The organism is Ralstonia sp. GX3-BWBA, from assembly GCF_003290055.1.
Classification (GTDB): domain Bacteria; phylum Pseudomonadota; class Gammaproteobacteria; order Burkholderiales; family Burkholderiaceae; genus Ralstonia; species Ralstonia holmesii.
Genome location: NZ_QMKS01000004.1, coordinates 544098 through 565383 on the forward strand (window position 1 = coordinate 544098; position 21286 = coordinate 565383).

The window sequence follows — 21286 nt, forward strand, 5'->3', positions numbered from 1 at the left end:
TCGCCTTCTGGCCGAGAACAGACCTCCCGCGCTGGCCATCGCTCGAGCGTACGCGACGCCCTTCAAACGGAAGGCTTCGTGCCTCTCGTGGCCGGCCTTGAGACAAGGCCTTGGTGCCAATCATGGAAGGACGCTAGAACCCGACCCGCACGAGCTCGAGCCGTTCATGGTCGAGAGTCGAGACGATGATGTGCTGAGCCAGAATGCGGGCGTCCAGTTCGCGAATCTGACGTGCGGGGCTGAAACCGGGCCCGTGGGTCAGCTTGCGTCGAAGACGCTGTCCGATGGTCTTCGCGCTCGGCACCGTCACGACGAAATGCACCCGCGCCAGGTTGGCGGTGGGTTGGTAGAACATGGCCTGCATGCTGGCGACCATCTTGTCCAGGTCTCGTTCGCGGCGCCACGAGTTTTCAACCTCGACCCATTCGAGTCCGCTAGGCGTCGCCACCAGGAGGTCCGGCACCTTACCCACCACCTGGCCGTCGAAGTGATACTTGATGGAATCTAGGGGCGCCATCTGGGCGCGCACCTCAAGTTCCGACCAAGGCGCCAGTTCTGGCGACTGCGCCGTCAACGCAACGAACACGCTGTTGCACGCCGTCCGGTGGCTGTGTGCATGGCGCAACCAGTCCCGCGCGTGGGTCTTTTCACGAGGAAGCGCTTTGCCGTGCTCGAACAACCATGCCGCGCCCTTGGCGTTCACCGCGAGGAGCAACTCGCCAAGCACGCTGTCGCCGTCGCGCTTGGCGACCACAAGGCCTTCTTCACGGAGCCTGCGAAGCGTCCTGCCGGTCATCTTCACCGCGCTCTCGGTGCAGCTCCCGTGGAGGAGCTTGGCGAGTTGCCTTGTGGTCGCGTAGCCGAGGCGCGCCAGCCAGAACAGCGCCGCGCGCCGGTAGTGTTGCCCCTGTTGCCGCTTGTCCATCGCATTTCCGGAGGTGTGTTGTTCCTCCGTATAGCTGCTAACTGCGGACAGGCGAATATCGCAACCTCCCCGGGCTCACCGATGCTGCTACAACGAGAGATAGGCTTGCGCTAGCGGCTGATTTCTTCGCTGCATGCCTTAGGGGTGCAGCGCTCACCGACGTCACGCCGGCATATGTGCCTTCACTTGTTCCTTGCGTGGGAACATCAATTCGGGCTAGGGGTGGACCTCTGTCCGACCTGAGCGCGCCGGTTGGCTTGCCACCTGACTTGCTCCGGTCGGAGGCGTACGCACGCCGTTGACAAAATCGGGGCGCTCTGAAAACTGCCAAGGATGGCTACGCTTCTTCGCGCCTGTGGCGCTGCGCGGGCAGCGTTGCCGCCCTTGCGGGAGAGCGTACCGGGCTTCACGGGCTGGACGCCCTACCCGGCACTCGGACCTAGGGGTCCGTCTCCCTGCGGCCCCTCGCTGCGCTCGGGCAACCGGCCTGCCGCGGCGCTCTCACTGCGTTCGAGCGGCCCCCTATCGGGGGCTTCCCTTGCAGCCCGGTTGCCCGACCGCAGTCGGGGCCGGGGGACTATCGTCCCCCCAAGAGCGGGTCGGCGCTGGGGCGCCTTACACCTGCCGGTGTACCCCGCTCATGGCTCCCCCCCAAAGAGCACAGTCCGGCGTGGGCGCCGGCCTGCGACTCCGGCCGTGGGCCTGCGTCGCCCTGCGGGTGCAGACCGTCCTGGCGGACGGTCATCGGTGGCCTGGACGGCCCCCTCAATCAACGCTCCCGCGAAGTGTTTCTGGACGTGTTGCGCTCGTCAAATATGCCTGGCTGCCTCTCTTGCGCCGGGCCTTGCGTTGTTCTGGACTGCGAGCTCACCACACTGCTAGACTGGATATATGAGTCGACTACGCCGGCTCGCCCGCCCACAGAGGCGAAGCTGGTTTCGGCAGCGTATATCTCGATGACTGCATGGCCTATCCCTTAGCGCCACTGCGAGTTCCTTGTGTGGGCGCATTGGAAGTCGAGTGGCCGAGAGAGATTCGCCATGACCCATGCCGTTTCCACAGCTCAACTTGAGCAACTCCGCCGTGACGCCAAGCGCCTCGCGCGCGAAAAGTCCATCGCCCTACATGAAGCTCAGGACCGCGTCGCGGCTGAGCGCGGGTTCAAGAACTGGTCGCTGCTCGCTAGAAGTGTTGCGGCTCCGGTAAGAGGTACGCCTCGCGGCTCCGCTCCGCCTTTCGTCGACCCTAGCAGGCGTTACTACCTGCACGGCGACCAGGCCGAATCTGACCCCTCAAATTATTACTGCGCGATGTGCGACGTCTTTTGGCCGGCTGCACACTTCGAGAGCGGGCACGACAAAATGAAGAGCGTTGAGCGCTACCTCCAGGGTATGCGCACCTGGGCGTCCCGTTCTGCGGCTGACCCGCGCAAATGGCACCGGCCCACAGGCGCCGTCAATTTATTGGACACCGCTTTGAAAGACTACAACGCTGCTCAGGCCGCGAGGGAGGCTTCACGCTCTGCGTTTCATCGCTGGATAGTGACGCAGACGGAGCGTGACGACTGGATAGGCGACCTGGCGCAGGACATCAAATTCGACAAGGATTTCCCTGTCGCGGAAACGTCGCTTAGCGCGCTCATCAGGTACATGGCGGACGAGGGCGCCGTTGAGTCGGCCCTGGCTGCTATGCGTGACGCTTACGCGGAGTTTTCCGCGGCTCAATAGCATGCTCATTCGCGCCCGGCGCGGGTTTCTCGCGTAGCGATGCTCGGCTGGCCGCCGCAATGCAGCCGCTAACCGAGCAGGTATTGCTGGCGCTCAACTCTTCCACCGCTGCGCGAGCGTCAGCAGCCGTTTGCTGACAACGTCTCTATTTCCAAGCCATGTCTTGAACGGCGGAGGAAGCGTGATATCCGGATAAGTGATTTTTTGGATGTAGCGCAAGATGGCGCTTGGCGTATAGCCGTCGCCATAGTATTGCTCGCTACCTTCCTCACGGGTCACCGACTTGTCCTGGGCGCGAGTTGTGGCTCGGCCCGTGTAGGCCCGCGCTAGCCCTTCAGGCCACGGCTGTTCTACGTTGGCGGCCCGAATTCTGTCTTCCAGCGCGTGCCGGAAGCTATGGTTCCCGTACCCATGTCCGAATTGCAGGGTATCGCGTGTAAACCGCAGGAACGGCTGTTCATACGCACGTCCCCATTTGGGGGACGCCCCATCCAGCTCCGGCAGCGCCGCCGGGAACAGCGGCCCATTCGTGTAGTGGCGCAAGACGGAGTGTGCGAAGTCCAGGAATCCAAGTTCAATCAAGACCGGGTGAATAGGTATCTCTCGCGTGGTCGCCGAGTTTTTTATGGAGCGACCGGGCCCGACCTCATCCTCGTCTTCAGCGACCTGAATCTTGATTAACGCCCTTTCCAGATTCACATCGTGGGTCTGCAACTGAGTCGCCTCGCCCACGCGGAATCCATGCCACATACACAGCAAAGGAATCCAGTATCGAGCGCCCAGGTCATCTTTCATCTTGCCGCGCCAGTTTTCGGAGTCCGGGTTGTACCACTCCGACGAGAACAGCGCGTTCAGGTGATGCGCTTTGTACGGCAGCCGAGGCTTGCGGCGGCTTTCCTCCTCTTTGGCGCTGATTTTGGGGACAATTTCCAATTCGGCGACCGGGTTTTTGTCGACGAGGTTCAGCGTTTTCGCCAGCGCAAAAGCTTCGAAAATGGCTCTCTTGGCGCGGCCGGTTGCATAGCCGTGGCTCCAAGGCTTGTCAGCGGCATGCAGGCGGCTACGAATGAAGTTGAAGATGTCCGCCGACGTTACGGCAGACAGCAGCTTGTTGTTGGTGTACTCGACGAACCGGTTCCAGATGGAAAGGTTTGTGCTTCGGGTCTTATCGCCGGCCGACGCCAGGTGCTGTGCGTACAGTTGCGCGACATCAGCAACGCGGGTTGCTTGTTTTGCCGAGGCAGGTTTCCGAGACTCCCATACTGCGGGCAGCGGCTGGGGCAAGGCCGACAGGTCGGGTGGCGCGAGTTGCTCTCCTTGCTGTCGGGCTGCCAGAATCTTGTAGCCGGTTTGAACATGCCGAAGTACCCCATAGGTTAGCGCCTGCCACTCGGCGTCGGTTGCGCTAAGGTCATAGCCCCGGAGCGCTAGCAACTCTGCGATGGCACTGTGGAATTTGCCAACCTGACCGGATGCCAAGGCGCGATTGATAAGGGGCAGCATCACCGCCACATTTGCATCTAACGATTCAAATTCGTCGTCTTCGAGTCCATCCGCGCGGGCCTTGGCGTCGGCGTCTAGCCCGAGCCACCAGAGTGCGGCCACCTGGTCGGAGAGTTCAGGGGTGACCGAGATGGTCTTGAACCGTGTTCGGGCGTCCTGGTTCTGGAACGTGTCCTGCGCGTCCTCGTTGGCTTGCAGAGCTCGGGCTTCGGCTAGCTGCCGGTCGGTCTCTACGGTGAATTCGGCACAGGCGGTTTTGGCTTTCCGATAGTCCCGGCCCAATCTCTTGATGAAATTGGCCTGGCCAAGTTGGCCACGCAGGCCTTTGGGGATAGGGCGGACGAACTTGTAGCCGTGGGCGTCCTTGCGCATATAGAGGGGCATGTCAGCTTCCTGTGCTGACCGAACCTTGCGCTGCCGTTGTGTACCAGTCATGTGTACCAATTGAGGGCAAAAACTCCCCTCTATATCGGCAAATCAATGACTTGGCTTGAATTGGCGGAAGCGGTGAGATTCGAACTCACGGATGGGTCACCCCATCGGCAGTTTTCAAGACTGCTGCCTTAAACCACTCGGCCACGCTTCCTTCGTGCTGCGCTGCTCGTTGCGAGCAAGGGCGCCATTGTAACGGCACCTGGCGCAACTTGGCACCGGTTACCGTCAGTTTTCGTCGTCAGCCAAGAACAATTCCTGCAAATCATTGAGGAATCGCTGGCCCAGCTCGGTCGGGCGGATGGCGACATGGTCGCGTTTCAGCAGGCCGCGCTGCTCGGCGGTATCGAGTTCACGCTCGATCGAGCGCAGCGGCAGGCCCGTGCGTTCCTGGAACAGCGTGACCGGGAAACCGTCCGTCAGTCGCAGCGCGTTGAGCATGAATTCGAACGGCAGGTCAGCGGCGTCGACTTCGCGCTGCTCCTGCATCACCGCCGCGCCGCCGGCCGTCTCGGCCTGACGCAGATACGTGTCCGGATGCTTGTGTCGCATCTCGCGGATGACCCGGTGCGGAAAGCTCAGCTTGCCGTGCGCGCCTGGGCCGATGCCGAGGTAATCGCCGAATTGCCAGTAGTTCAGGTTGTGCTTGCAGCGCTTGCCCGCCTTGGCATACGCCGATACCTCGTAATGCTCGTAGCCCGCCGCAGCCAGCCGCGCGTGAATCCAGTCCTGCATCGCAAACGCCGTGTCGTCATCCGGCAGCGCGGGCGGGTACTTGGCGAAGTACGTGTTGGGCTCCAGCGTCAGGTGGTACAGCGACACGTGGTTCGTATCGAACGACAGCGCGGCCTCCACATCGGCCTCGCATTCGGCGAGTGTCTGACCCGGCAGGGCGAACATCAAGTCCAGGTTGATGTTGTCGAAATGCGCGCGGGCGATGTCGATTGCGGTGCGCGCTTCTGCGGCACTGTGGATGCGGCCAAGCGCCTGCAGGTGTGCGTCGTTGAAGCTCTGGACGCCGATCGACAGGCGGTTCACGCCGCTGGCGCGGTAGCTGCGGAAGCGTTCTGCCTCAAACGTGCCCGGGTTGGCTTCCATCGTGATTTCGGCGTCGGCGTCGACCGGCAGCAGCATGCGGATGTCCGACAGCAGACGGTCCAGCCCTTGCGCCGACAACAAGCTGGGCGTGCCGCCACCGATGAAGATCGTGTGCACATGCCGGCCCCACACCATCGGCAGCGCGGCCTCCAAATCCTGCCGCACGGCAGCCAGAAAGCGCTCTTCCGGGATGCCCCGTTCCGGCTCTGCATGCGAGTTGAAATCGCAGTACGGGCACTTGCGTACGCACCACGGCACGTGCACGTACAAGGACAGCGGCGGCGAAGCCGGCAGGCTGATCTTGCCCGGCTGCAGGAAGACGGAGGTGACCTTGTCACCGGTCTCAGCGGCAGTTGCGGAGGGCGCCTTGGCTGCGCCGGCGGGGTGAATCGGGATCATCGGAACGTCAGGCGTTTTCAAAGGTGCGCAGCCGTTCGACAAGCTGCGCGAGGGCTTGTGCGCGATGGCTCACGCTGTTCTTCTCGGCCTTGGTCAGCTCGGCGGCGGTCTTGCCGAGATCCGGCAGCAGGAAATACGGGTCGTAGCCGAAGCCGCTGTCGCCGCGCGGTGTGTCGATCACCTCGCCAAACCAGTTACCTTCGGCAATGATCGGCTGCGGGTCATCTGCATGGCGCACGTAGACGAGCACACAAACATAGTGTGCGCCGCGATTGGCCTTGCCGGCCAGTTCGCGGACGAGGCGGGCGTTGTTGGCGGCATCCGATTTCGGCCCACCCACCAATTGCGCATAGCGCGCGGAATACACGCCCGGCGCGCCGCCCAGCGCATGCACGCAGATGCCGGAGTCGTCTGCCAGCGCAGGCAGGCCGGACGCGCGGCTCGCGTGGCGCGCCTTGGTGAGCGCGTTTTCAACGAACGTCGCATAGGGTTCTTCCGCCTCGGCAATGCCGAGCGCGCCTTGCGGCGTCACGTCGAACCCGAGGGTGCCTAGCAGCGCGTTGAATTCGACCAGCTTGCCCGCGTTGTTCGATGCGAGAACGATTTTGCGCATGGCAGTGCCGGTCACAAACCCAGCGCCTGCTTCTGCAGGCCGATCAGCGTGCGGATGCCTTGGTCGGCCAGGTTCAGTAGTGCATCCATTTCGGAGCGCGAGAACGGCGTGCCTTCCGCAGTGCCTTGCACTTCCACAAAGCCACCGCTGCCGGTCATGACGACGTTCATGTCGGTATCGCAGGCGGAGTCTTCAGGGTAGTCCAGGTCGAGCACAGGTACGCCATCGACCACGCCCACCGATACGGCGGCGACGAAGTCGCGAACAGGGTTGCCCACCAGCAGGCCCTTTTTGCGCATGACAGAGACGGCGTCATATGCCGCGACGAACGCGCCGGTAATGCTGGCCGTGCGCGTGCCGCCATCAGCCTGCAGCACGTCGCAGTCGAGATGCAGTGTGTGCTCGCCCAGCGCGCGCAGATCGAACACCGAGCGCATCGCGCGGCCGATCAGGCGCTGGATCTCCTGCGTACGGCCGGTCTGCTTGCCGCGTGCGGCCTCGCGGTCGGAGCGCGTGTGGGTCGAGCGCGGCAGCATGCCGTATTCGGCAGTCACCCAGCCCTCGCCGCTGCCTTTCTTGTGGGGCGGCACCTTGGGCAGCACGCTGGCCGTGCAGAGCACTTGCGTGTCGCCAAAGCAGACCAGCACCGAGCCTTCGGCGTGGCGCGTGAAGTTGCGGGTGAGGGTGACGTGACGGAGTTGATCGGGCTGGCGGCCGCTGGGTCGCATGTGGGGTCTCGCTGAAGAAAACGGATAGCCCGACATGATACCGGCCCGCGCTGCGCTCGGCAGGGCGGGCCGGATAAGGACTGCGCGACGGCGTTTAGCGCGTCAGATTGCTGGTCTTGTCGATGGCGGCGCGGATTTCCGCGATGGAGCGCTCGATTTCCTCTTCCGACATCAGCCCTGATTCGCCTTGCGGCGCGTCCAGGATGGACGTGGTGAAGGCGTTCAGCGGGAGGGTATCGGTCTGCACCGAATCCTGCGAGGTGGTCACGGCGTCCAGCTCCCACATCATGGAGATGGCGGTGGTGTTGTCTGCGGTGTCGCCGGCATTGCGCAGCGCCCGGGCAATCAGCTCGGGAATCGCCTGCGTGACCGAGAAGCTGGTGCAGGTATCGACCAGTTCGTCTTCCTCCACGCTGCCCCACAGACCGTCAGAGCACAGCATGGCAACGTCGCCCGGCTCCAGGTTGACCGGCCCGCCGATGTCGATCAGCGGCAGATTGGGCGAGCCCAGGCAGTTGTAGATCTTGTTGCGCTCGGGGTGGTGCGCCACCTGCATTGGCAGCACACGGTCTTGTTGCAGCAGGTTTTCGATCTTGGAGTGATCGCGCGTGCGCGTCACCAGTTCGCCCTTGCGCATCAGATACATGCGCGAATCGCCAGCGTGCGCCCAGTGAAGCGAGCCGCGCTGGGCGAGCGCGCAGACGATGGTCGTGCGTGGCGCATCGGGCAGGCCGTTCGTCTCTGCATAGCGGTGAATGTCGCGGTGCGCGAGCATGATGCTCTCGTGCAGGAAATCACGCGGATTGCGGATCGACGGACGTGCGTGGCGCTGGAACTGGCGCGCCATGGTCTGCAGCGCCTGCTGGGCTGCAACTTCGCCCAGGGAATGCCCGCCCAGGCCATCGCACAACACCATCAGCATGGCATCACGCGTGAAGCAGTAGCCCATGCGGTCCTGGTTGACGCGTCGCGCGCCTTTTTTGCTTTCCTGATAAACCGAGAATCGCATTGCGGCTAGATGAGTATTCGGTGATGGGATGCGGTGCAGCGGCGAGTCCCGCCTGGTGCTGCACCATTTTGAAATCATACTCCGCCTATCGGCGGCGACCCGGCTGTCAACTGTCCCGGCGGCGCAACAGGCGGCTCATGAAACGTGTTGTCAACGCCTCTTTTTCTTCTGGTACCGGGCCACCTTGGGTGACGGCGGTCAGCGCCTGCAACTCGGTCAGCGCGTTGCTTTCTTCACGCAGTACCTTTTGCAGGCGGAACACGCTTTGCGGGCGCTCTTCCGGCTTCATCTTCAGGCACCAGCCAACCAGATCGATCAGGCTGGCCGTATAGACCTTGCGCAAGCGCTCCAGGCTCTCTTCCAGCTTGTCGTCTTTCTCACGCTGCGTGGCTTCCTGAGGCGGCGTGCCGGCCATGCAGGCATAGATGGTGGCGCCGATGCTGTAGATGTCCGTCCACGGTCCCAGCTCGTTGTGCTTGCGGTACAGCTCAGGCGCGGCAAAGCCCGGCGTGTACATCGGCTGGAAGCGCGAGGCCTCTGCGGTGAGCGTCTGCCGCGCCGCGCCAAAATCAAGCAGGATCGGCGAAAAGTCTTCGCGCAGGTAAATGTTGCCGGGCTTGATGTCGAGGTGCAGCAGCTTGTGGATGTGGACTTCACGCAGCCCACTCATCAGGTCATGGAAGACCTGGCGAATGAAGCGCTCGCGCAGCATCTTCAGCTTGCCTTGCTGACGCGCGGTGAGGATGTGCTCCTGCAGCGTTTTACCCTGCTCATACGTCATCACCATGTAGACGGTGCCGTTTTCCCGGAAGAAATTGAGCACGCGCACGATGGCAGGGTGGGAAATCTTGGCCAGCGACCGGCCTTCTTCAAAGAAGTATTTGAGCCCGAGGCGGAATGCGCTCCCGCTTTCTTCTGGCACTACAGGAATCAATTCGCCCGGCGCACGACGCGCCAGCGAAGACGGCAAATATTCCTTCACGGCCACCGGCGTGCCATGTTCGTCGGTCGCAAGATAGACGAAGCTGAACCCCCCGCTGGCCAACTTCTTTACAATACGATAATTGGACAGCAAGGTACCAACCGGCAACGGGGCACTGCGTGGCTGTCCTGAGCCTTTTGACTCTGTCATGGGTTTGTGTGGCGAAATGGCTGTCGGATTCTCCCTGACCAGTCCACACGTTGTAAAGCGACAAAAGGTGGGGGATTCCCCGCCAATTCCGGGCGTTAAATAACCGCCGCCGGATTTCCTGATTCGACCAAGCACAACACACCACGATTCCATGATCTACAGCATGACCGGCTACGGCGTTGCCACACGCCAGGCAGCCTTTACCGATGCCCATGGCGCACCCAGCGGGAGCGTCGCTACTGTTTCGGTCGAGTTCCGCACCGTCAACTCGCGCTTTCTCGATCTGCTGTTCCGGGCGCCGGAAGAGTGCCGCGCCTTCGAGCCGGCCCTGCGCGAAATGCTGATGAGCGCACTGTCGCGCGGCAAGCTGGAATGCCGAATCAACCTGCAGCGGCAGGAAGCCGCCAGTGATGTCGCGGCGCTCAATGTGGACCTGCTGCAACAACTTGCCAAGCTGGAGCAGGCGGTCACGCGCCACCTGCCGGCATCGGGTTCGCTGCGCATGGGCGAAATCCTGCGCTGGCCTGGCGTCCTGGCCGAGCCCCAACTGACGCAAGACGCGCTGCGCGATGCCGTGATCGAGGCTGCCAAAGAGGCGCTCAAGCAACTTCTGGAATCGCGCCGTCGCGAAGGCGATGCGCTCAAGGCCGTGCTGCTCGACCGTGCTGACGCGATGCTGGCCATCGTCGACAAACTCACGCCGATGGTGCCGGTCCTGATCCAGCAGCATCAGGACAAGCTGACCGAACGGCTGCGCGAGGCGTTTGGCCTGGCCGCACCGGAAGGCACGCCGGCGCTGACGCGCGATGAGCTGACAGAGCGCATCCGCCAGGAAGCCACCGTCTACGGCATCCGCATCGACATCGCCGAAGAACTCTCGCGCCTGCAAGCGCACCTGCGTGAGACGCGCCACATCCTGGAGAAGGGCGGCCAGATCGGCAAGCGCCTGGACTTCATGATGCAAGAGCTGAACCGCGAGGCAAACACACTTGGCTCGAAGGCCGCCGCGAAGGAGCTGGCCGATGCATCGATGGAACTCAAGCTGCTCATCGAGCAGATGCGCGAGCAGGTCCAGAACCTCGAATAACTCGAAACAATAGAACTAGAACATGCCATCCTCTCAAGCGCACTCTGCCGTCGATACGCCCATCGAGAATCATTTTCCGGGCAGCCTGTTCATGGTCGTGGCGCCGTCGGGCGCCGGTAAGTCGACGCTGGTGAATGCGCTGCTGGCGCAGGATTCGTCGATCCGCCTGTCGGTCTCGGCCACGACGCGCAAGCCGCGTCCGGGCGAGCAGCACGGCCGCGAATACAACTTCATGACCGTCGAGGAGTTCAAGGCTTGCCGTGATCGCGGCGAATTTCTCGAGTGGGCCGAGGTGCACGGTAACTACTACGCCACTTCACGCGTGTGGATCGAAGAACAGATGCGTGCTGGCACCGACGTACTGCTCGAGATCGACTGGCAGGGCGCCCAACAGGTGCACCAGCGCTTTTCCAATGCTGTCGAAATCTTCATCCTGCCGCCATCGCTCACGGCGCTGGAAGAACGTTTGAAGAAGCGCGGTCAGGACGAGCCCAATGTGATCGTGCGCCGCCTGCTGGCCGCCGGCTCCGAGATGGCGCACGCACCCGAAGCCGACTACGTGATCATCAACGAAGTGTTCGATGCCGCATTGGCTGAACTGCGCACCGTGGTGCAGGCCACGCGTCTGCGCTTCGGTGCTCAGAAGGCGCGCCACGGTGAGCTGTTCGTCGAGCTGGGCATTCACTGAGCAAGCAGCGCAATCGCGTTTTTCGGCGTGATTGCGAAAGTGTGGTAGCGCCCCCGCCCCCGTGCTGTCCGAGGGAAGTGCTGCGCTGCTGCTAAAATATCGAGATCAACAAGATTTGCCACCAGGTGGAGTTTTCATGGCGCGTATTACCGTCGAAGATTGCTTGAAACAGATTCCGAATCGCTTCGAACTGGCATTGGCCGCAACGTACCGCGCCCGTCAGTTGGTGCAGGGCCACACGCCCAAGGTCGATGCCAAGGACAAGCCGACCGTGACCGCATTGCGCGAAATCGCATCCGGCCAGGTTGGTATCGAGATGCTCAAGAAGGTTCCGTCCTGAGCTGACACGCATTACCTGGCATTACCTGGCGTGGTACGCTGCCTCGGTCACTGATCGTTCTCGCGATCTTTCATGGATGTGAAAGCCGCGAACGCACTAGACCCCGGCATGCCTACCTCGCCCGCTTCTTCGCCCAGGACCCAACATTCCGCCACGCACGAACACAACGTGCCGTCGGTGGAATCGTCCGCAAGGTCGTCCAGTCCTGCGCCGGGCGTCTCCACGGTTCCTTCCGGGTCTTCCACCGCTTCCATCGTTTCCATGCCGTCCTCCGCTTCCGGCTCCGGCCCTGCGTCGCCTCGCACGGGCGCGCCGAACTTGCCTGATCCGCGTGGTGCCGACCTGGTAGGGGAGCGGGCAGCCCTGCCGCCAAAATCGCACAAGGTCACAAGTGCCGAGGCACCTGAGCAGGCGGCCAAGCCCGAGGGCGCCGACACCCTTTTCATCGACGCGGTGCTGGAGCAGACCTATCGGCATCTGTTCGGCCCGACTTCGCAGCCCGCGGCACCGCCTCGCCAGCAGGTCGTCTCCATTTCGGGGCTGGCCGAGAAACTGTCGTATCTGAAGCCGGCTGATCTCAAGCTGGTGAAGGAAGCGTTCCACTTCTCCGATGAGGCGCACCTCGGGCAGTACCGCCAGAGCGGCGAGCCGTACATCACGCATCCCGTGGCCGTGGCAGAGATCTGCGCAGGCTGGAAGCTGGATGTGCAGTCGATCATGGCGGCGCTGCTGCATGACGTGATCGAAGACCAGGGCGTGACCAAGAGCGAACTGGCCGAGAAGTTCGGCCCCAAGGTCGCAGAACTGGTCGACGGCCTGACCAAGCTGGACAAGCTCGAATTCCAGAGCCGCGAGCAGGCGCAGGCGGAGAGCTTCCGCAAGATGCTGCTCGCGATGGCGCGCGATGTGCGCGTGATTCTCGTCAAGCTCGCCGACCGCACGCACAACATGCGCACGCTCGACCACGTGCCGCCGGAGAAGCGCCGCCGCATTGCCGGCGAGACGATGGAGATTTACGCGCCGATCGCGCACCGCCTGGGCCTCAACACGACATATCGTGAGCTGCAGGAACTGAGCTTCCGCATCGGCTCGCCGTTCCGGTACGCCACGCTCGAGAAGGCGGTGAAGGCCGCGCGCGGCAATCGACGCGAAGTCGTGAGCCGCATTCTTGAAACGGCCCAGCGTGCGCTGACAGACGCGGGCATCCCGGCTGAAATGACCGGCCGCGAAAAAACGCTGTACAGCATCTACCGCAAGATGCACGACAAGCAGTTGTCGTTCTCGCAGGTGCTGGACGTGTATGGCTTCCGTGTGGTGGTCGACACGCAGATGCAGTGCTACATGACGATGGGCGCGCTGCACAGCCTGTACAAGCCGATGCCCGGCAAGTTCAAAGATTACATCGCCATCCCCAAGATCAACGGTTATCAGTCGCTGCACACGACGCTGGTGGGCCCGTTCGGTACGCCGGTCGAGTTCCAGATCCGCACGCGCGAGATGAACCAGATTGCGGAAGCCGGCGTGGCCGCGCACTGGATGTACAAGCAGCACCACGACGAGCCCGACCGCGCGCAGCAACAAGCACATCAGTGGCTGCAATCGCTGCTCGACATTCAAAGCCAGACGGGGGATTCGCAGGAGTTTCTGGAGCACGTCAAGATCGACCTGTTCCCGGATGCGGTCTACGTGTTCACGCCCAAGGGCGAGATCCGAGCACTGCCGCGCGGCGCCACGGCGCTGGACTTTGCCTATGCGGTGCACAGTGATCTCGGTAACCAGTGCGTTGCGGTCAAGATCAACAACGAGCTGCTGCCGCTGCGTACGGAACTGAAGAACGGCGACATCGTCGAGGTGGTGACGGCGCCGTACTCGAAGCCGAACCCGGCGTGGCTCACGTTCGTGCGCACCGGCAAGGCGCGTGCGGCAATCCGGCACTTCCTCAAGACGGCCAAGCTGGACGAGGCGATTCAACTTGGCGAGCGTTTGCTCGAACAGGCGCTACGTCAGCTCGGCATCGACATGAAGGCCGTGTCCGCCCAGGTGTGGGAGCGCATCGTGCAATGGACGGGTAACAAGGCGCGTGAAGACGTCTTTGCGGATCTGGCGCTCGGCCGACGGGTGGCCGCCGTGGTTGCGCGTCGCCTCGAAATCCTTCTGCAAGAAGGTGGTCACGACGGCGATGAGGCGTTGATGGCGGCCGTACACACCTTTGCTGGCGAAGAGGCCCCCGCCGTCACCGTCAGCGGCGACGAAGGCATGGCGATGGTGTTCTCGTCATGCTGCCGTCCGATTCCCGGCGACCCGATCGTCGGCTACATCGGCAAGGGGGAGGGGTTGCAGATCCACGTGCAGGAATGCCGCGTGGCCAAGCGTCTGCATGGCAAGGATCCGGAGCACTGGATCGACGTCATGTGGGCCGAGCACACGACGCGTGCGTTCGACGTGTCGATCAAGGTGCTGGTGCGCAATACGAAGGGTATTCTTGCGCGCGTAGCGGCGGACTTGACCTCGGCCGACGCCAACGTGGCACACGTATCGATGGAGCAGGAGGGGCATCAGGAGGCGACGTATATGACGTTCCTGATTCAAGTGCACGACCGCGTGCATTTGGCCGACGTGATGCGCGCGCTGCGGCGCAACCCGGATGTGATTCGTATTGCGCGAGATCGCGGGGGAGATTGACGCTTCGCGCGAAGAACAAAAAAGGCGAGGCTATAAGGCTTCGCCTTTTTTTTGTTTGTGGGCCGCTCGTCGCACGTACGCGAGCGATGTTGACATCGCGCTGCACGCGAAGCCGAAGCGAGCAAAAGAAAAGGGCTTCCATTTCTGGAAGCCCTTTTCGTTCTCGTATTAGGTTGGTGCGGCTGGCAGGATTCGAACCCACGACCCCTTGGTTCGTAGCCAAGTACTCTATCCAACTGAGCTACAGCCGCAACCGAGAAATGAGATTATACAGAGATTTTCGGTCTTGTGAACCCCCTTCTTCACTTTTTCTTCGAGAGGGGCCAGCTTTCTATAATGGAGCCTTGATCCACCGTGGCTTCCATCATGAACAAGGCTTTCGTCCGGGAAGATTCCGGCGATGACGAAGACGATCTGCCCGAGGGTGCTGCGCCCTTGCCCCCGGGTTCCAAGAACTACATCACGCCGGCGGGCTACGAGCGCTTGCGCACCGAGCTGATGCACCTGATCGACACGGAGCGGCCCGAAGTGGTTGGCATCGTGTCGTGGGCTGCATCCAATGGTGATCGCTCTGAGAATGGCGACTACCTGTACGGCAAGAAGCGCCTGCGCGAGATCGATCGTCGCATCCGTTTTCTCACGCGCCGTATCGAGAAGGCCGAGGTCGTCGACGCCAGCTTGCAGGGCGACAACGATCAGATCTTCTTTGGTGCGACGGTCACCTACGTCAATCAGCGTGGTGATGAGACTACCGTCACCATCGTCGGCATGGACGAGGTTGATCTGGATATTGGGCACGTGAGCTGGATCTCGCCGATTGCGCGTGCGCTCATCAAAGCGCGCGAGGGCGATACGGTGCCGCTGCGCACCCCAACGGGCGTCGAGCAGATCGACATCCTCGAGGTCAAATATCCGCCGCGCGCCGCTTGAGTGCTGTACTCAGGCCGGATGCCCCAGGCAGTAGGCGCCGAAGGCGATCACCGAGCAGGCTGACAGACGCCGCGCTGTGAGCGACTCCTTCAGGAACAGTCGGCCGAGCAGCGCGGCAAACACCACTGACGTTTCGCGCAAGGCCGACACGGGGCCCATCGGCGCGAGCGTCACGGCCCAGATGACGATGCCGTATGCGACGAGTGAGACCACGCCGCCGCCAAACGTCTTGAGTGTGGTGGCGTCGCGCAGATCGATGTTCAACGGGCCTTTCCACACGCGATAGAGCAGCACCATTGGCAGACTGTCGAGCATGAACAGCCATGCCGAGTACGCGTTTGCATTGCCCGCTGCCCGCGCGCCGATACCATCGCACACCGTGTAGCACGCGATGAATACGCCCGTGGTGAGTGCCGCCAGCGTCGAGCCAAGGTCGGCCTTGCGGCCGCGCGCCAAACTGAGAATGCCGCCGCTCACCAGCACCACGCCCGCCAGCGCAATCACACCCGGCATTTCGCCCGCAAACAGCGCGGCGCCCATCGTTACCAGCAGTGGCGATGATCCGCGCGCAATCGGATACACCTGCCCGAACTCGCCAAACCGATACGCGCGCGCAAGAAACACGTTGTAGCCGACGTGCAGTACCGCGGACAGCGCCACATACGGCCACGCGGCCGGCGAGGGCAATGGCAATGCAATCGCCATCGGTATTGCCGCCACGCCTGAGGCCAGCGTCATCAGCGTGATGGCGCGCAGGCGGTCGGAGCCGCTTTTCAGCAACGCATTCCATGAGGCATGGAGCAGGGCGGCGCAGAGAACCAGGGCGATAACGGCGGGGGTCACGATGACGATGGGCGTGAAGTGAGAATCGGGTCGATTTTTCTCACTCGATGCAGTGTTAGCGAGAGCAAGAAGGTGCCAGCGTAGCGCCATAAAGTGTGGTCAACAATCGATATATACTGACTCGATCTGTGCAAAAAACTCACGTGATATGCGGACGCTGCCCCCACTGAATGCAGTGCGCGCCTTTGAAGCGGCGGCGCGCCATCTGAGTTTTACGCGTGCGGGCGAAGAACTGAACGTCACGCATGGCGCCGTTAGCCGTCAGATTCAGGCACTGGAGGCGTGGCTCGGTGTATCGCTGTTTCGCAGGCTGAATCGGCGGGTGGAACTGACCGATGCAGGGCAACGCTACTTGGCGGAGATTGGCGTGGCGCTTGACCGCATCAGCACGGCCAGCCAAGCGCTGCGTGACCGCGACGCGGTGCGCATCCTCCGCGTGAACAGCATCCCGACGTTCACGATGCGCTGGCTGATTCCTCGGCTCTCGACGTTTCAGATGCGCTTTCCGCGCGTGGAGGTTCGGCTGACCACGTCCATCGAAGAGATCGAAGACTTGCCCGATCATTTCGACGTGATTATTCGCGGCGGGCCGGAGGTTCATGCGGGCTTTCAGTCAGGACGCTTTCTAGACGAGAGTCGCTTTCCGGTGTGCAGCCCGGTGTTGCTGGAGCGCTTGCCGTTGTCGGCCCCGTCCGACTTGCGACATCACACGCTGCTGCATTCGGACACGCTGCCTTCGGTGTGGCCAAGCTGGCTGGTGCTGGCAGGCGTGCCGAATCTGCGGCCCGCGCATGCGCTTACGTTTGAGCATTTCTATCTGTCGATTCAAGCCGCCATCGATGGGTTGGGTGTCGCGATGGGACCATCGGCGCTCATCACGGATGATCTGGAGGAGGGGCGTCTTGTGGCTCCGTTCCCGAATCTCGCGCTGGTCGCACGCAGTTACTACTGGTACAGCCCTGCGCGCAATCTTGGTGACGAAGTGGTGCAGGCGTTTTGTGCGTGGCTGGGCGAGGAACGACCGCAACGTCACGCAAACGTGAACACATTTCCGCCCTCCGGTAACGGAGGTAACGCCGCGTAACACCCTACAGGCGACGGCGGAACCCGATGCTACGATCCATTCAAGTTCGATTGGTTTGAGAAGGAGGTCCTCACATGAAGAAAAACGCATGGATTCTCGCTGCATGCCTGGCGGCTGCCGGTGTGGCCGGGTCGATCGCTTTGCCTGCACAGGCACAGGTGTCGATCGGTGTGCAGATCGGCCCGACCTACGCGCCACCGGCGCCGCAGTACGAGCCTGTGCCGGTCTTGCAGCCGGGCTACGTATGGGTGCCGGGTTACTGGCAATGGCGCGATGGCCGCTATGTATGGCGTCGCGGCTATCGTGAACATGGCAGACCGGGTTACCACTGGCGCGAGCCGCGTTGGGAGCAGGGTCCGCACGGCTGGCAAATGCGTGACGGTGGTTGGGACCGCGGCGACGACGGCCGCTGGCGTGGCCGTGACCGCGATCGCGACGACCGCTACCACTGCCCCCCGGGCCACGCGCGCAAGGGTGAATGCTGATGATGCAACGACAGGCCGGTCATGTACCGGCCTGTTTTTTTTGCAGGCAGGTTTGTCGACGCCGCAACCGCCCAGTGAGCGGCCGCGGCGCCTTCCGGGAGGCAACATGACAATGGAATCGAACTGGCGCACCGAGCTGTACAAAGACTTCGACGTCTACGTATTGGCCATTCCCCGTGCCGAGCGCAAATCCGACAAAGGGGGGCAAGGACCCATGCAGTGGGATTTTGTCGTGCGCATCTGCGAGTCCGGCGCAGACCCGACGGCCGTCGAAACGCTCGTCGCCCACTCGCATGACGACCGCCCGCTGCCCACGCGTGAAGCCGCCGAAGATGCCGGGCTCACGCGCGGCTATGGCTTGATCGATGAATTGCTGGGACGCAACTCGGTCCAGCAGTCGATCGATCTCTGACGTGGGTTACGCCGCCAGCGCTGTGTCGCGAACGTGCCTGCGCGCAAATTGCCACCACAGCCACGTCGAGTCGGGCCCCGGTGCGTGGAATGCGTAGCGCGGGTCGCCGCCGCTCCAGGCGTGGCCCGCGGCGGTGAGCTGGCACAGGCTGACGATGCATTCGCCGTCGCGCATGTCGTTGCGCAGGACGTAACCCTCGCCGCGCGTGGTTTCGCGTGAGACGTTGCCTTCGTCGCCCAGATGATTCAGTGCGCGGAATTGCGCGGCCAACTGCGCCTGGTTGGCGGGGTTGACGGCCTCATCGCGCAGGCCGTGCAGAAGCATCGTCGGCATGCCGGGGTAGGTGGCCACGTTCACCACGCTTGAGAGCGCATCGACGGCGTCGACGCGTGCCCCGCGGCGCATCAGGTTCAATGCAGACGCCGGCGAGCGTGCCACGCCCAAGGCCGGGCCGGAATGCAGTGCCAACGCGGCGAGCAGTTTCGGATGACGCAATGCCAGCAGGCCGGCCAATCCCGCGCCGGCTGACAAGCCTGCCAGATACACGCGCGAAGGGTCCGCTCCAGTTTGTGCCAAGGTTTGTTGGATCAATTGGGCAATGCCATCGGCCTCGCGCGCACCGGCGTGCTCTGGGTCATACCAGTGCCAGCAACATTGCGGATGCGCGCGGCGCGGCTGCTCCGGATACAGCACGATAAAGCCCTCGCGGTCTGCCAGTGCGTTCATGCGTGTGCCATGCGCCAGCACTTCTGCCGATTGCTTGCAGCCATGCAGCATCACCATCAGGGCGGGGGGCTTGCTGCCGCGTAGGGGCGGTGTGTACAGCCAGTATTCCGGCCGGCGTGCCACCACGGCAGGGGACTCGGGTTCGTAGATGAACTGTTCGCGCACGAAGGTGCCCTGGGTGGGCGTGGGACGTACGCGGCGCGGATTATCGCGGCGTGCGGTTGGCTTGAGCGGCTTGACCGGTTTGGGCGGCCATGACTGGCGCCCAAAACCTGGGGTGGTCAGGGCGTCGACTAGCCGGGTGATGGATTTCATCCAAGTACGGTGCATGGCGGCGGAAATGAGCGCGGATGAGGACGATGGTGCCCGTGCTCTCCGAGGGGTCGCAAGTGGTTTTGATATTGGTAAGACAGTGTGCCAGTGATTTTGTTGCAATGCAGCATGCAAAGTGGGTGAAGCGCCTCATGGACGCCTAAGCGGGGCGCAAAGTTTGCAATTGCGCGCGAGACTGTCATGGAGACACCGTAGGTGAGCGGCTACACTGCCGCGACGGGCGAGCCCGACTGGGGCACGCCCTTCTGCTTTCCCGTTCCCCGTTGTGTACTTATGGAGGTCGTTATGGGTTTTTTTGACTTCATCAAAGAGGCTGGCGAGAAGCTCTTCCACGGCAGCGCTGCCGCCGCGCCGGCCGATGCGTCGGCGGATGCCGATGCCGCCAAGGCAGCCGACGATGCCAAGGGCCAGGCCATCCAGGACTACATCGCGCAGCAGGGCCTGAGCGCCACGGCGCTGTCAGTGCAGGTTGAAGGCGATGCTGCCAAGGTGTTTGGCGTAGCGCCCGACCAAGCCACGCGCGAGAAGATCATTCTGTGCTGCGGCAACGTCGAGGGCATCAAGTCGGTGGATGACCAGATGTCGGTCAACACCGAGTCGGAAGAATCGCAATGGCACACCGTGGAGCGCGGCGACACGCTCTCGGCCATCGCCAAGAAGTTCTACGGCGATGCCAACAAGTACCCGGCCATCTTCGAAGCCAACAAGCCGATGCTGTCGAATCCGGACAAGATCTATCCCGGGCAGAAGCTGCGCATTCCGGCGGCGTGACCTGTCTGGCGGTTGCATCAAGACAAAGGGCCTTCGGGCCCTTTTCTTTTGCTCACGCATGACGGTTGAGTGAGACACCTGTCGCATTCACTGCGACGTCTGTCTCGTTCGGCAGCGCTTTGCCGAGACGTCTTCAGGTGCCTTGCCATCTCCGGTTGCATCGTCGCAATTCCTTGCACTGAAAGGCTTTGCGGGTAATTCCCATGCACGCGTCCCGTTTCCGCATGCAGCTGGCACCCCTCTTGCAATTCCCGGTCAGCCGGCACAGCAGCCGGACACCGATACGAAAGCAAGAGGAGACTTTGCATGGACCCGACACCGCAACATCTTCTGTGGATGTACGAGAAGATGATCGAGATTCGCCAGTACGAAGAGGCCATGGCGAAGGTCTATCTGGAAGGCAAGCTGCCGCCGAAAATCCAGAAGGGCCTGGCCTTTGATATTGGCGCCGGCCCTGTGCCTGGCGAGATGCACCTGTCGGCAGGGCAGGAACCGGTGGCGGTGGGCGTGTGTGCGCATCTGCGGCCCGAAGACACCGTGGTCGGCCCGCACCGTGCCCACCATTTCGCCATCTCCAAGGGCGTGCCCCTGGATGAAATGACCGCCGAGATCTTCGGCAAGGCAACGGGCCTTGGACGCGGCAAGGGCGGCCATATGCACCTGTTTCACCCGGAGACCAAGTTCTCGTGCAGCGGCATCGTTGGCGCGAGCATGCCGCAGGCCTGCGGCGCTGCACTGGCTGCGCGCAAGCTGAACAAGGACTGGGTGGCCGTTGCGGTGTTTGGCGAGGGCGCGGCCAATCAGGGTGCGTTCCATGAATCGCTGAATCTGGCGGCGCTATGGAAGCTGCCTGTCGTCTTCATCTGCGAAGACAACAAGTACGGCATCTCTGTCGAGAAAGCCGATTCGACCTCCGTGCCTTCCAACGATGTACGTGCTGCCGGCTACGGCATGCCTGGCGTGCTGGTGGACCGCAACGACGCCGTGGCCGTGTATCACGCGGCCGGCGAGGCCATCGCCCGCGCGCGCCGCGGTGAAGGGCCGACGCTCATCGAGGTCAAGACCGACCGCTACCTCGGGCACTTCCAGGGGGATCCGGAAACCTACCGCCCGAAGGACGAAGCGAAGCATCTGCGCGAGTCCGACCCCATCGACCTGCTCGGCAGCAGTCTACGTGCTTCGGGCCTGCTTGATGACGACACGGACACCTCACTGCGGGCCGCCATCGCGGCGCGCATTGATGCGGCTTACGACTTCGGCCGCAACAGCCCATACCCCGATCCGAGCGACGCGCTGAATCACGTTTTCGTTCACTAAGCAGCCCCTGCGGCCATCACAG

General features: G+C 62.6%; 21 protein-coding genes and 2 tRNA genes. 11 read left to right on the top strand and 12 right to left on the bottom strand.

Annotation, left to right across the window (positions count from 1 at the left end):
* Positions 1–133 precede the first annotated feature (133 nt).
* Positions 134–925, bottom strand: coding sequence for a replication-relaxation family protein (locus DOD19_RS04280; protein ID WP_112184179.1), 792 nt, complete (start codon positions 923–925; stop codon positions 134–136).
* A 1040-nt stretch (positions 926–1965) separates the two neighbouring features.
* On the opposite strand from DOD19_RS04280, the gene DOD19_RS04285 reads away from it, so the two are divergent.
* Complete coding sequence (locus DOD19_RS04285) at positions 1966–2652, top strand: YozE family protein (protein ID WP_112184181.1); 687 nt, start codon at positions 1966–1968, stop codon at positions 2650–2652.
* Between the two features lie 93 nt (positions 2653–2745).
* On the opposite strand, the gene DOD19_RS04290 is transcribed toward DOD19_RS04285, so the two are convergent.
* The 7 genes from DOD19_RS04290 to DOD19_RS04320 form a co-directional block, all read right to left on the bottom strand.
* Positions 2746–4539: a hypothetical protein gene (locus DOD19_RS04290; RefSeq protein ID WP_112184183.1), complete on the bottom strand. Its 1794-nt coding sequence runs from the start codon at positions 4537–4539 to the stop codon at positions 2746–2748.
* Positions 4540–4651: 112 nt separating this feature from the next.
* Positions 4652–4741 (bottom strand) — tRNA-Ser (locus DOD19_RS04295).
* Between the two features lie 74 nt (positions 4742–4815).
* Positions 4816–6084, bottom strand: a complete 1269-nt coding sequence (hemW, locus tag DOD19_RS04300; protein WP_112184185.1) for a radical SAM family heme chaperone HemW — start codon at positions 6082–6084, stop codon at positions 4816–4818.
* A 7-nt stretch (positions 6085–6091) separates the two neighbouring features.
* Positions 6092–6697, bottom strand: coding sequence for an RdgB/HAM1 family non-canonical purine NTP pyrophosphatase (gene rdgB / locus DOD19_RS04305; RefSeq protein ID WP_112184343.1), 606 nt, complete (start codon positions 6695–6697; stop codon positions 6092–6094).
* Between the two features lie 11 nt (positions 6698–6708).
* Complete coding sequence (gene rph, locus DOD19_RS04310; RefSeq protein WP_112184187.1) at positions 6709–7425, bottom strand: ribonuclease PH; 717 nt, start codon at positions 7423–7425, stop codon at positions 6709–6711.
* A gap of 94 nt (positions 7426–7519) precedes the next feature.
* Positions 7520–8434 carry a PP2C family serine/threonine-protein phosphatase gene (locus DOD19_RS04315; RefSeq protein ID WP_024975227.1) on the bottom strand — a complete coding sequence of 305 codons (915 nt, stop codon included), beginning with the start codon at positions 8432–8434 and terminating at the stop codon, positions 7520–7522.
* A gap of 106 nt (positions 8435–8540) precedes the next feature.
* Positions 8541–9566: a serine/threonine-protein kinase gene (locus tag DOD19_RS04320; protein ID WP_112184189.1), complete on the bottom strand. Its 1026-nt coding sequence runs from the start codon at positions 9564–9566 to the stop codon at positions 8541–8543.
* A 151-nt stretch (positions 9567–9717) separates the two neighbouring features.
* Here DOD19_RS04320 and DOD19_RS04325 point away from each other — a divergent pair, with 151 nt between their 5' ends.
* From DOD19_RS04325 to rpoZ, 3 genes are all read left to right on the top strand, one after another.
* Positions 9718–10653, top strand: a complete 936-nt coding sequence (locus tag DOD19_RS04325) for a YicC/YloC family endoribonuclease (protein ID WP_024975229.1) — start codon at positions 9718–9720, stop codon at positions 10651–10653.
* 22 nt (positions 10654–10675) lie between these two features.
* Positions 10676–11341 (top strand): guanylate kinase, encoded by a 666-nt coding sequence (gmk, locus tag DOD19_RS04330; RefSeq protein ID WP_112184191.1) that lies wholly within the window; start codon positions 10676–10678, stop codon positions 11339–11341.
* 136 nt (positions 11342–11477) lie between these two features.
* On the top strand, positions 11478–11681 hold the full coding sequence (gene rpoZ / locus DOD19_RS04335; RefSeq protein WP_004630929.1) for a DNA-directed RNA polymerase subunit omega: 204 nt from the start codon (positions 11478–11480) through the stop codon (positions 11679–11681).
* Positions 11682–11728: 47 nt separating this feature from the next.
* On the opposite strand, the gene DOD19_RS04340 is transcribed toward rpoZ, so the two are convergent.
* Positions 11729–11944 (bottom strand): hypothetical protein, encoded by a 216-nt coding sequence (locus tag DOD19_RS04340; RefSeq protein ID WP_204360029.1) that lies wholly within the window; start codon positions 11942–11944, stop codon positions 11729–11731.
* Between DOD19_RS04340 and DOD19_RS04345 the strand changes: the two genes are divergently transcribed.
* Positions 11943–14363: a bifunctional (p)ppGpp synthetase/guanosine-3',5'-bis(diphosphate) 3'-pyrophosphohydrolase gene (locus tag DOD19_RS04345; protein ID WP_024975232.1), complete on the top strand. Its 2421-nt coding sequence runs from the start codon at positions 11943–11945 to the stop codon at positions 14361–14363. The genes DOD19_RS04340 and DOD19_RS04345 overlap by 2 nt on opposite strands.
* 174 nt (positions 14364–14537) lie before the next feature.
* Here DOD19_RS04345 and DOD19_RS04350 read toward each other — a convergent pair.
* Positions 14538–14614, bottom strand: a tRNA-Arg gene (locus tag DOD19_RS04350).
* A 115-nt stretch (positions 14615–14729) separates the two neighbouring features.
* Between DOD19_RS04350 and greB the strand changes: the two genes are divergently transcribed.
* The gene (greB, locus tag DOD19_RS04355) at positions 14730–15293 is read left to right on the top strand and encodes a transcription elongation factor GreB (protein ID WP_024975233.1); all 564 of its coding nucleotides are present in this window, start codon (positions 14730–14732) and stop codon (positions 15291–15293) included.
* Between the two features lie 9 nt (positions 15294–15302).
* Here the strand turns inward: greB and DOD19_RS04360 are convergent, their stop codons facing one another.
* On the bottom strand, positions 15303–16136 hold the full coding sequence (locus DOD19_RS04360) for a DMT family transporter (protein WP_112184347.1): 834 nt from the start codon (positions 16134–16136) through the stop codon (positions 15303–15305).
* A 148-nt stretch (positions 16137–16284) separates the two neighbouring features.
* Between DOD19_RS04360 and gcvA the strand changes: the two genes are divergently transcribed.
* From gcvA to DOD19_RS04375, 3 genes are all read left to right on the top strand, one after another.
* Positions 16285–17220 (top strand): transcriptional regulator GcvA, encoded by a 936-nt coding sequence (gene gcvA, locus DOD19_RS04365; RefSeq protein ID WP_112184193.1) that lies wholly within the window; start codon positions 16285–16287, stop codon positions 17218–17220.
* 74 nt (positions 17221–17294) lie between these two features.
* Positions 17295–17705 carry a YXWGXW repeat-containing protein gene (locus tag DOD19_RS04370; RefSeq protein WP_024975236.1) on the top strand — a complete coding sequence of 137 codons (411 nt, stop codon included), beginning with the start codon at positions 17295–17297 and terminating at the stop codon, positions 17703–17705.
* Between the two features lie 106 nt (positions 17706–17811).
* Complete coding sequence (locus tag DOD19_RS04375; RefSeq protein WP_112184195.1) at positions 17812–18117, top strand: hypothetical protein; 306 nt, start codon at positions 17812–17814, stop codon at positions 18115–18117.
* Positions 18118–18123: 6 nt separating this feature from the next.
* On the opposite strand, the gene DOD19_RS04380 is transcribed toward DOD19_RS04375, so the two are convergent.
* Positions 18124–19158, bottom strand: coding sequence for a PHB depolymerase family esterase (locus DOD19_RS04380; protein ID WP_112184197.1), 1035 nt, complete (start codon positions 19156–19158; stop codon positions 18124–18126).
* A gap of 303 nt (positions 19159–19461) precedes the next feature.
* Between DOD19_RS04380 and lysM the strand changes: the two genes are divergently transcribed.
* Positions 19462–19947 carry a peptidoglycan-binding protein LysM gene (lysM, locus tag DOD19_RS04385; RefSeq protein ID WP_009241111.1) on the top strand — a complete coding sequence of 162 codons (486 nt, stop codon included), beginning with the start codon at positions 19462–19464 and terminating at the stop codon, positions 19945–19947.
* Between the two features lie 306 nt (positions 19948–20253).
* On the top strand, positions 20254–21264 hold the full coding sequence (locus DOD19_RS04390; RefSeq protein ID WP_112184199.1) for a thiamine pyrophosphate-dependent dehydrogenase E1 component subunit alpha: 1011 nt from the start codon (positions 20254–20256) through the stop codon (positions 21262–21264).
* The last annotated feature ends 22 nt before the right edge of the window (positions 21265–21286 follow it).

What these genes read in the sequence shown, in the direction of transcription:
- gmk (WP_112184191.1), top strand. Translation starts at nt 10,676, where the DNA reads ATGCCATCCTCTCAAGCGCACTCTGCCGTCGATACGCCCATCGAGAAT.
- DOD19_RS04290 (WP_112184183.1), bottom strand. Translation starts at nt 4,539, where the DNA reads ATGCCCCTCTATATGCGCAAGGACGCCCACGGCTACAAGTTCGTCCGC.
- gcvA (WP_112184193.1), top strand. Translation starts at nt 16,285, where the DNA reads ATGCGGACGCTGCCCCCACTGAATGCAGTGCGCGCCTTTGAAGCGGCG.
- DOD19_RS04325 (WP_024975229.1), top strand. Translation starts at nt 9,718, where the DNA reads ATGATCTACAGCATGACCGGCTACGGCGTTGCCACACGCCAGGCAGCC.
- DOD19_RS04280 (WP_112184179.1), bottom strand. Translation starts at nt 925, where the DNA reads ATGGACAAGCGGCAACAGGGGCAACACTACCGGCGCGCGGCGCTGTTC.
- rph (WP_112184187.1), bottom strand. Translation starts at nt 7,425, where the DNA reads ATGCGACCCAGCGGCCGCCAGCCCGATCAACTCCGTCACGTCACCCTC.
- DOD19_RS04375 (WP_112184195.1), top strand. Translation starts at nt 17,812, where the DNA reads ATGACAATGGAATCGAACTGGCGCACCGAGCTGTACAAAGACTTCGAC.
- DOD19_RS04370 (WP_024975236.1), top strand. Translation starts at nt 17,295, where the DNA reads ATGAAGAAAAACGCATGGATTCTCGCTGCATGCCTGGCGGCTGCCGGT.
- DOD19_RS04320 (WP_112184189.1), bottom strand. Translation starts at nt 9,566, where the DNA reads ATGACAGAGTCAAAAGGCTCAGGACAGCCACGCAGTGCCCCGTTGCCG.
- DOD19_RS04345 (WP_024975232.1), top strand. Translation starts at nt 11,943, where the DNA reads ATGCCGTCCTCCGCTTCCGGCTCCGGCCCTGCGTCGCCTCGCACGGGC.
- lysM (WP_009241111.1), top strand. Translation starts at nt 19,462, where the DNA reads ATGGGTTTTTTTGACTTCATCAAAGAGGCTGGCGAGAAGCTCTTCCAC.
- hemW (WP_112184185.1), bottom strand. Translation starts at nt 6,084, where the DNA reads ATGATCCCGATTCACCCCGCCGGCGCAGCCAAGGCGCCCTCCGCAACT.
- rdgB (WP_112184343.1), bottom strand. Translation starts at nt 6,697, where the DNA reads ATGCGCAAAATCGTTCTCGCATCGAACAACGCGGGCAAGCTGGTCGAA.
- DOD19_RS04285 (WP_112184181.1), top strand. Translation starts at nt 1,966, where the DNA reads ATGACCCATGCCGTTTCCACAGCTCAACTTGAGCAACTCCGCCGTGAC.
- DOD19_RS04390 (WP_112184199.1), top strand. Translation starts at nt 20,254, where the DNA reads ATGGACCCGACACCGCAACATCTTCTGTGGATGTACGAGAAGATGATC.
- DOD19_RS04380 (WP_112184197.1), bottom strand. Translation starts at nt 19,158, where the DNA reads ATGAAATCCATCACCCGGCTAGTCGACGCCCTGACCACCCCAGGTTTT.
- DOD19_RS04315 (WP_024975227.1), bottom strand. Translation starts at nt 8,434, where the DNA reads ATGCGATTCTCGGTTTATCAGGAAAGCAAAAAAGGCGCGCGACGCGTC.
- DOD19_RS04340 (WP_204360029.1), bottom strand. Translation starts at nt 11,944, where the DNA reads ATGGAAACGATGGAAGCGGTGGAAGACCCGGAAGGAACCGTGGAGACG.
- rpoZ (WP_004630929.1), top strand. Translation starts at nt 11,478, where the DNA reads ATGGCGCGTATTACCGTCGAAGATTGCTTGAAACAGATTCCGAATCGC.
- greB (WP_024975233.1), top strand. Translation starts at nt 14,730, where the DNA reads ATGAACAAGGCTTTCGTCCGGGAAGATTCCGGCGATGACGAAGACGAT.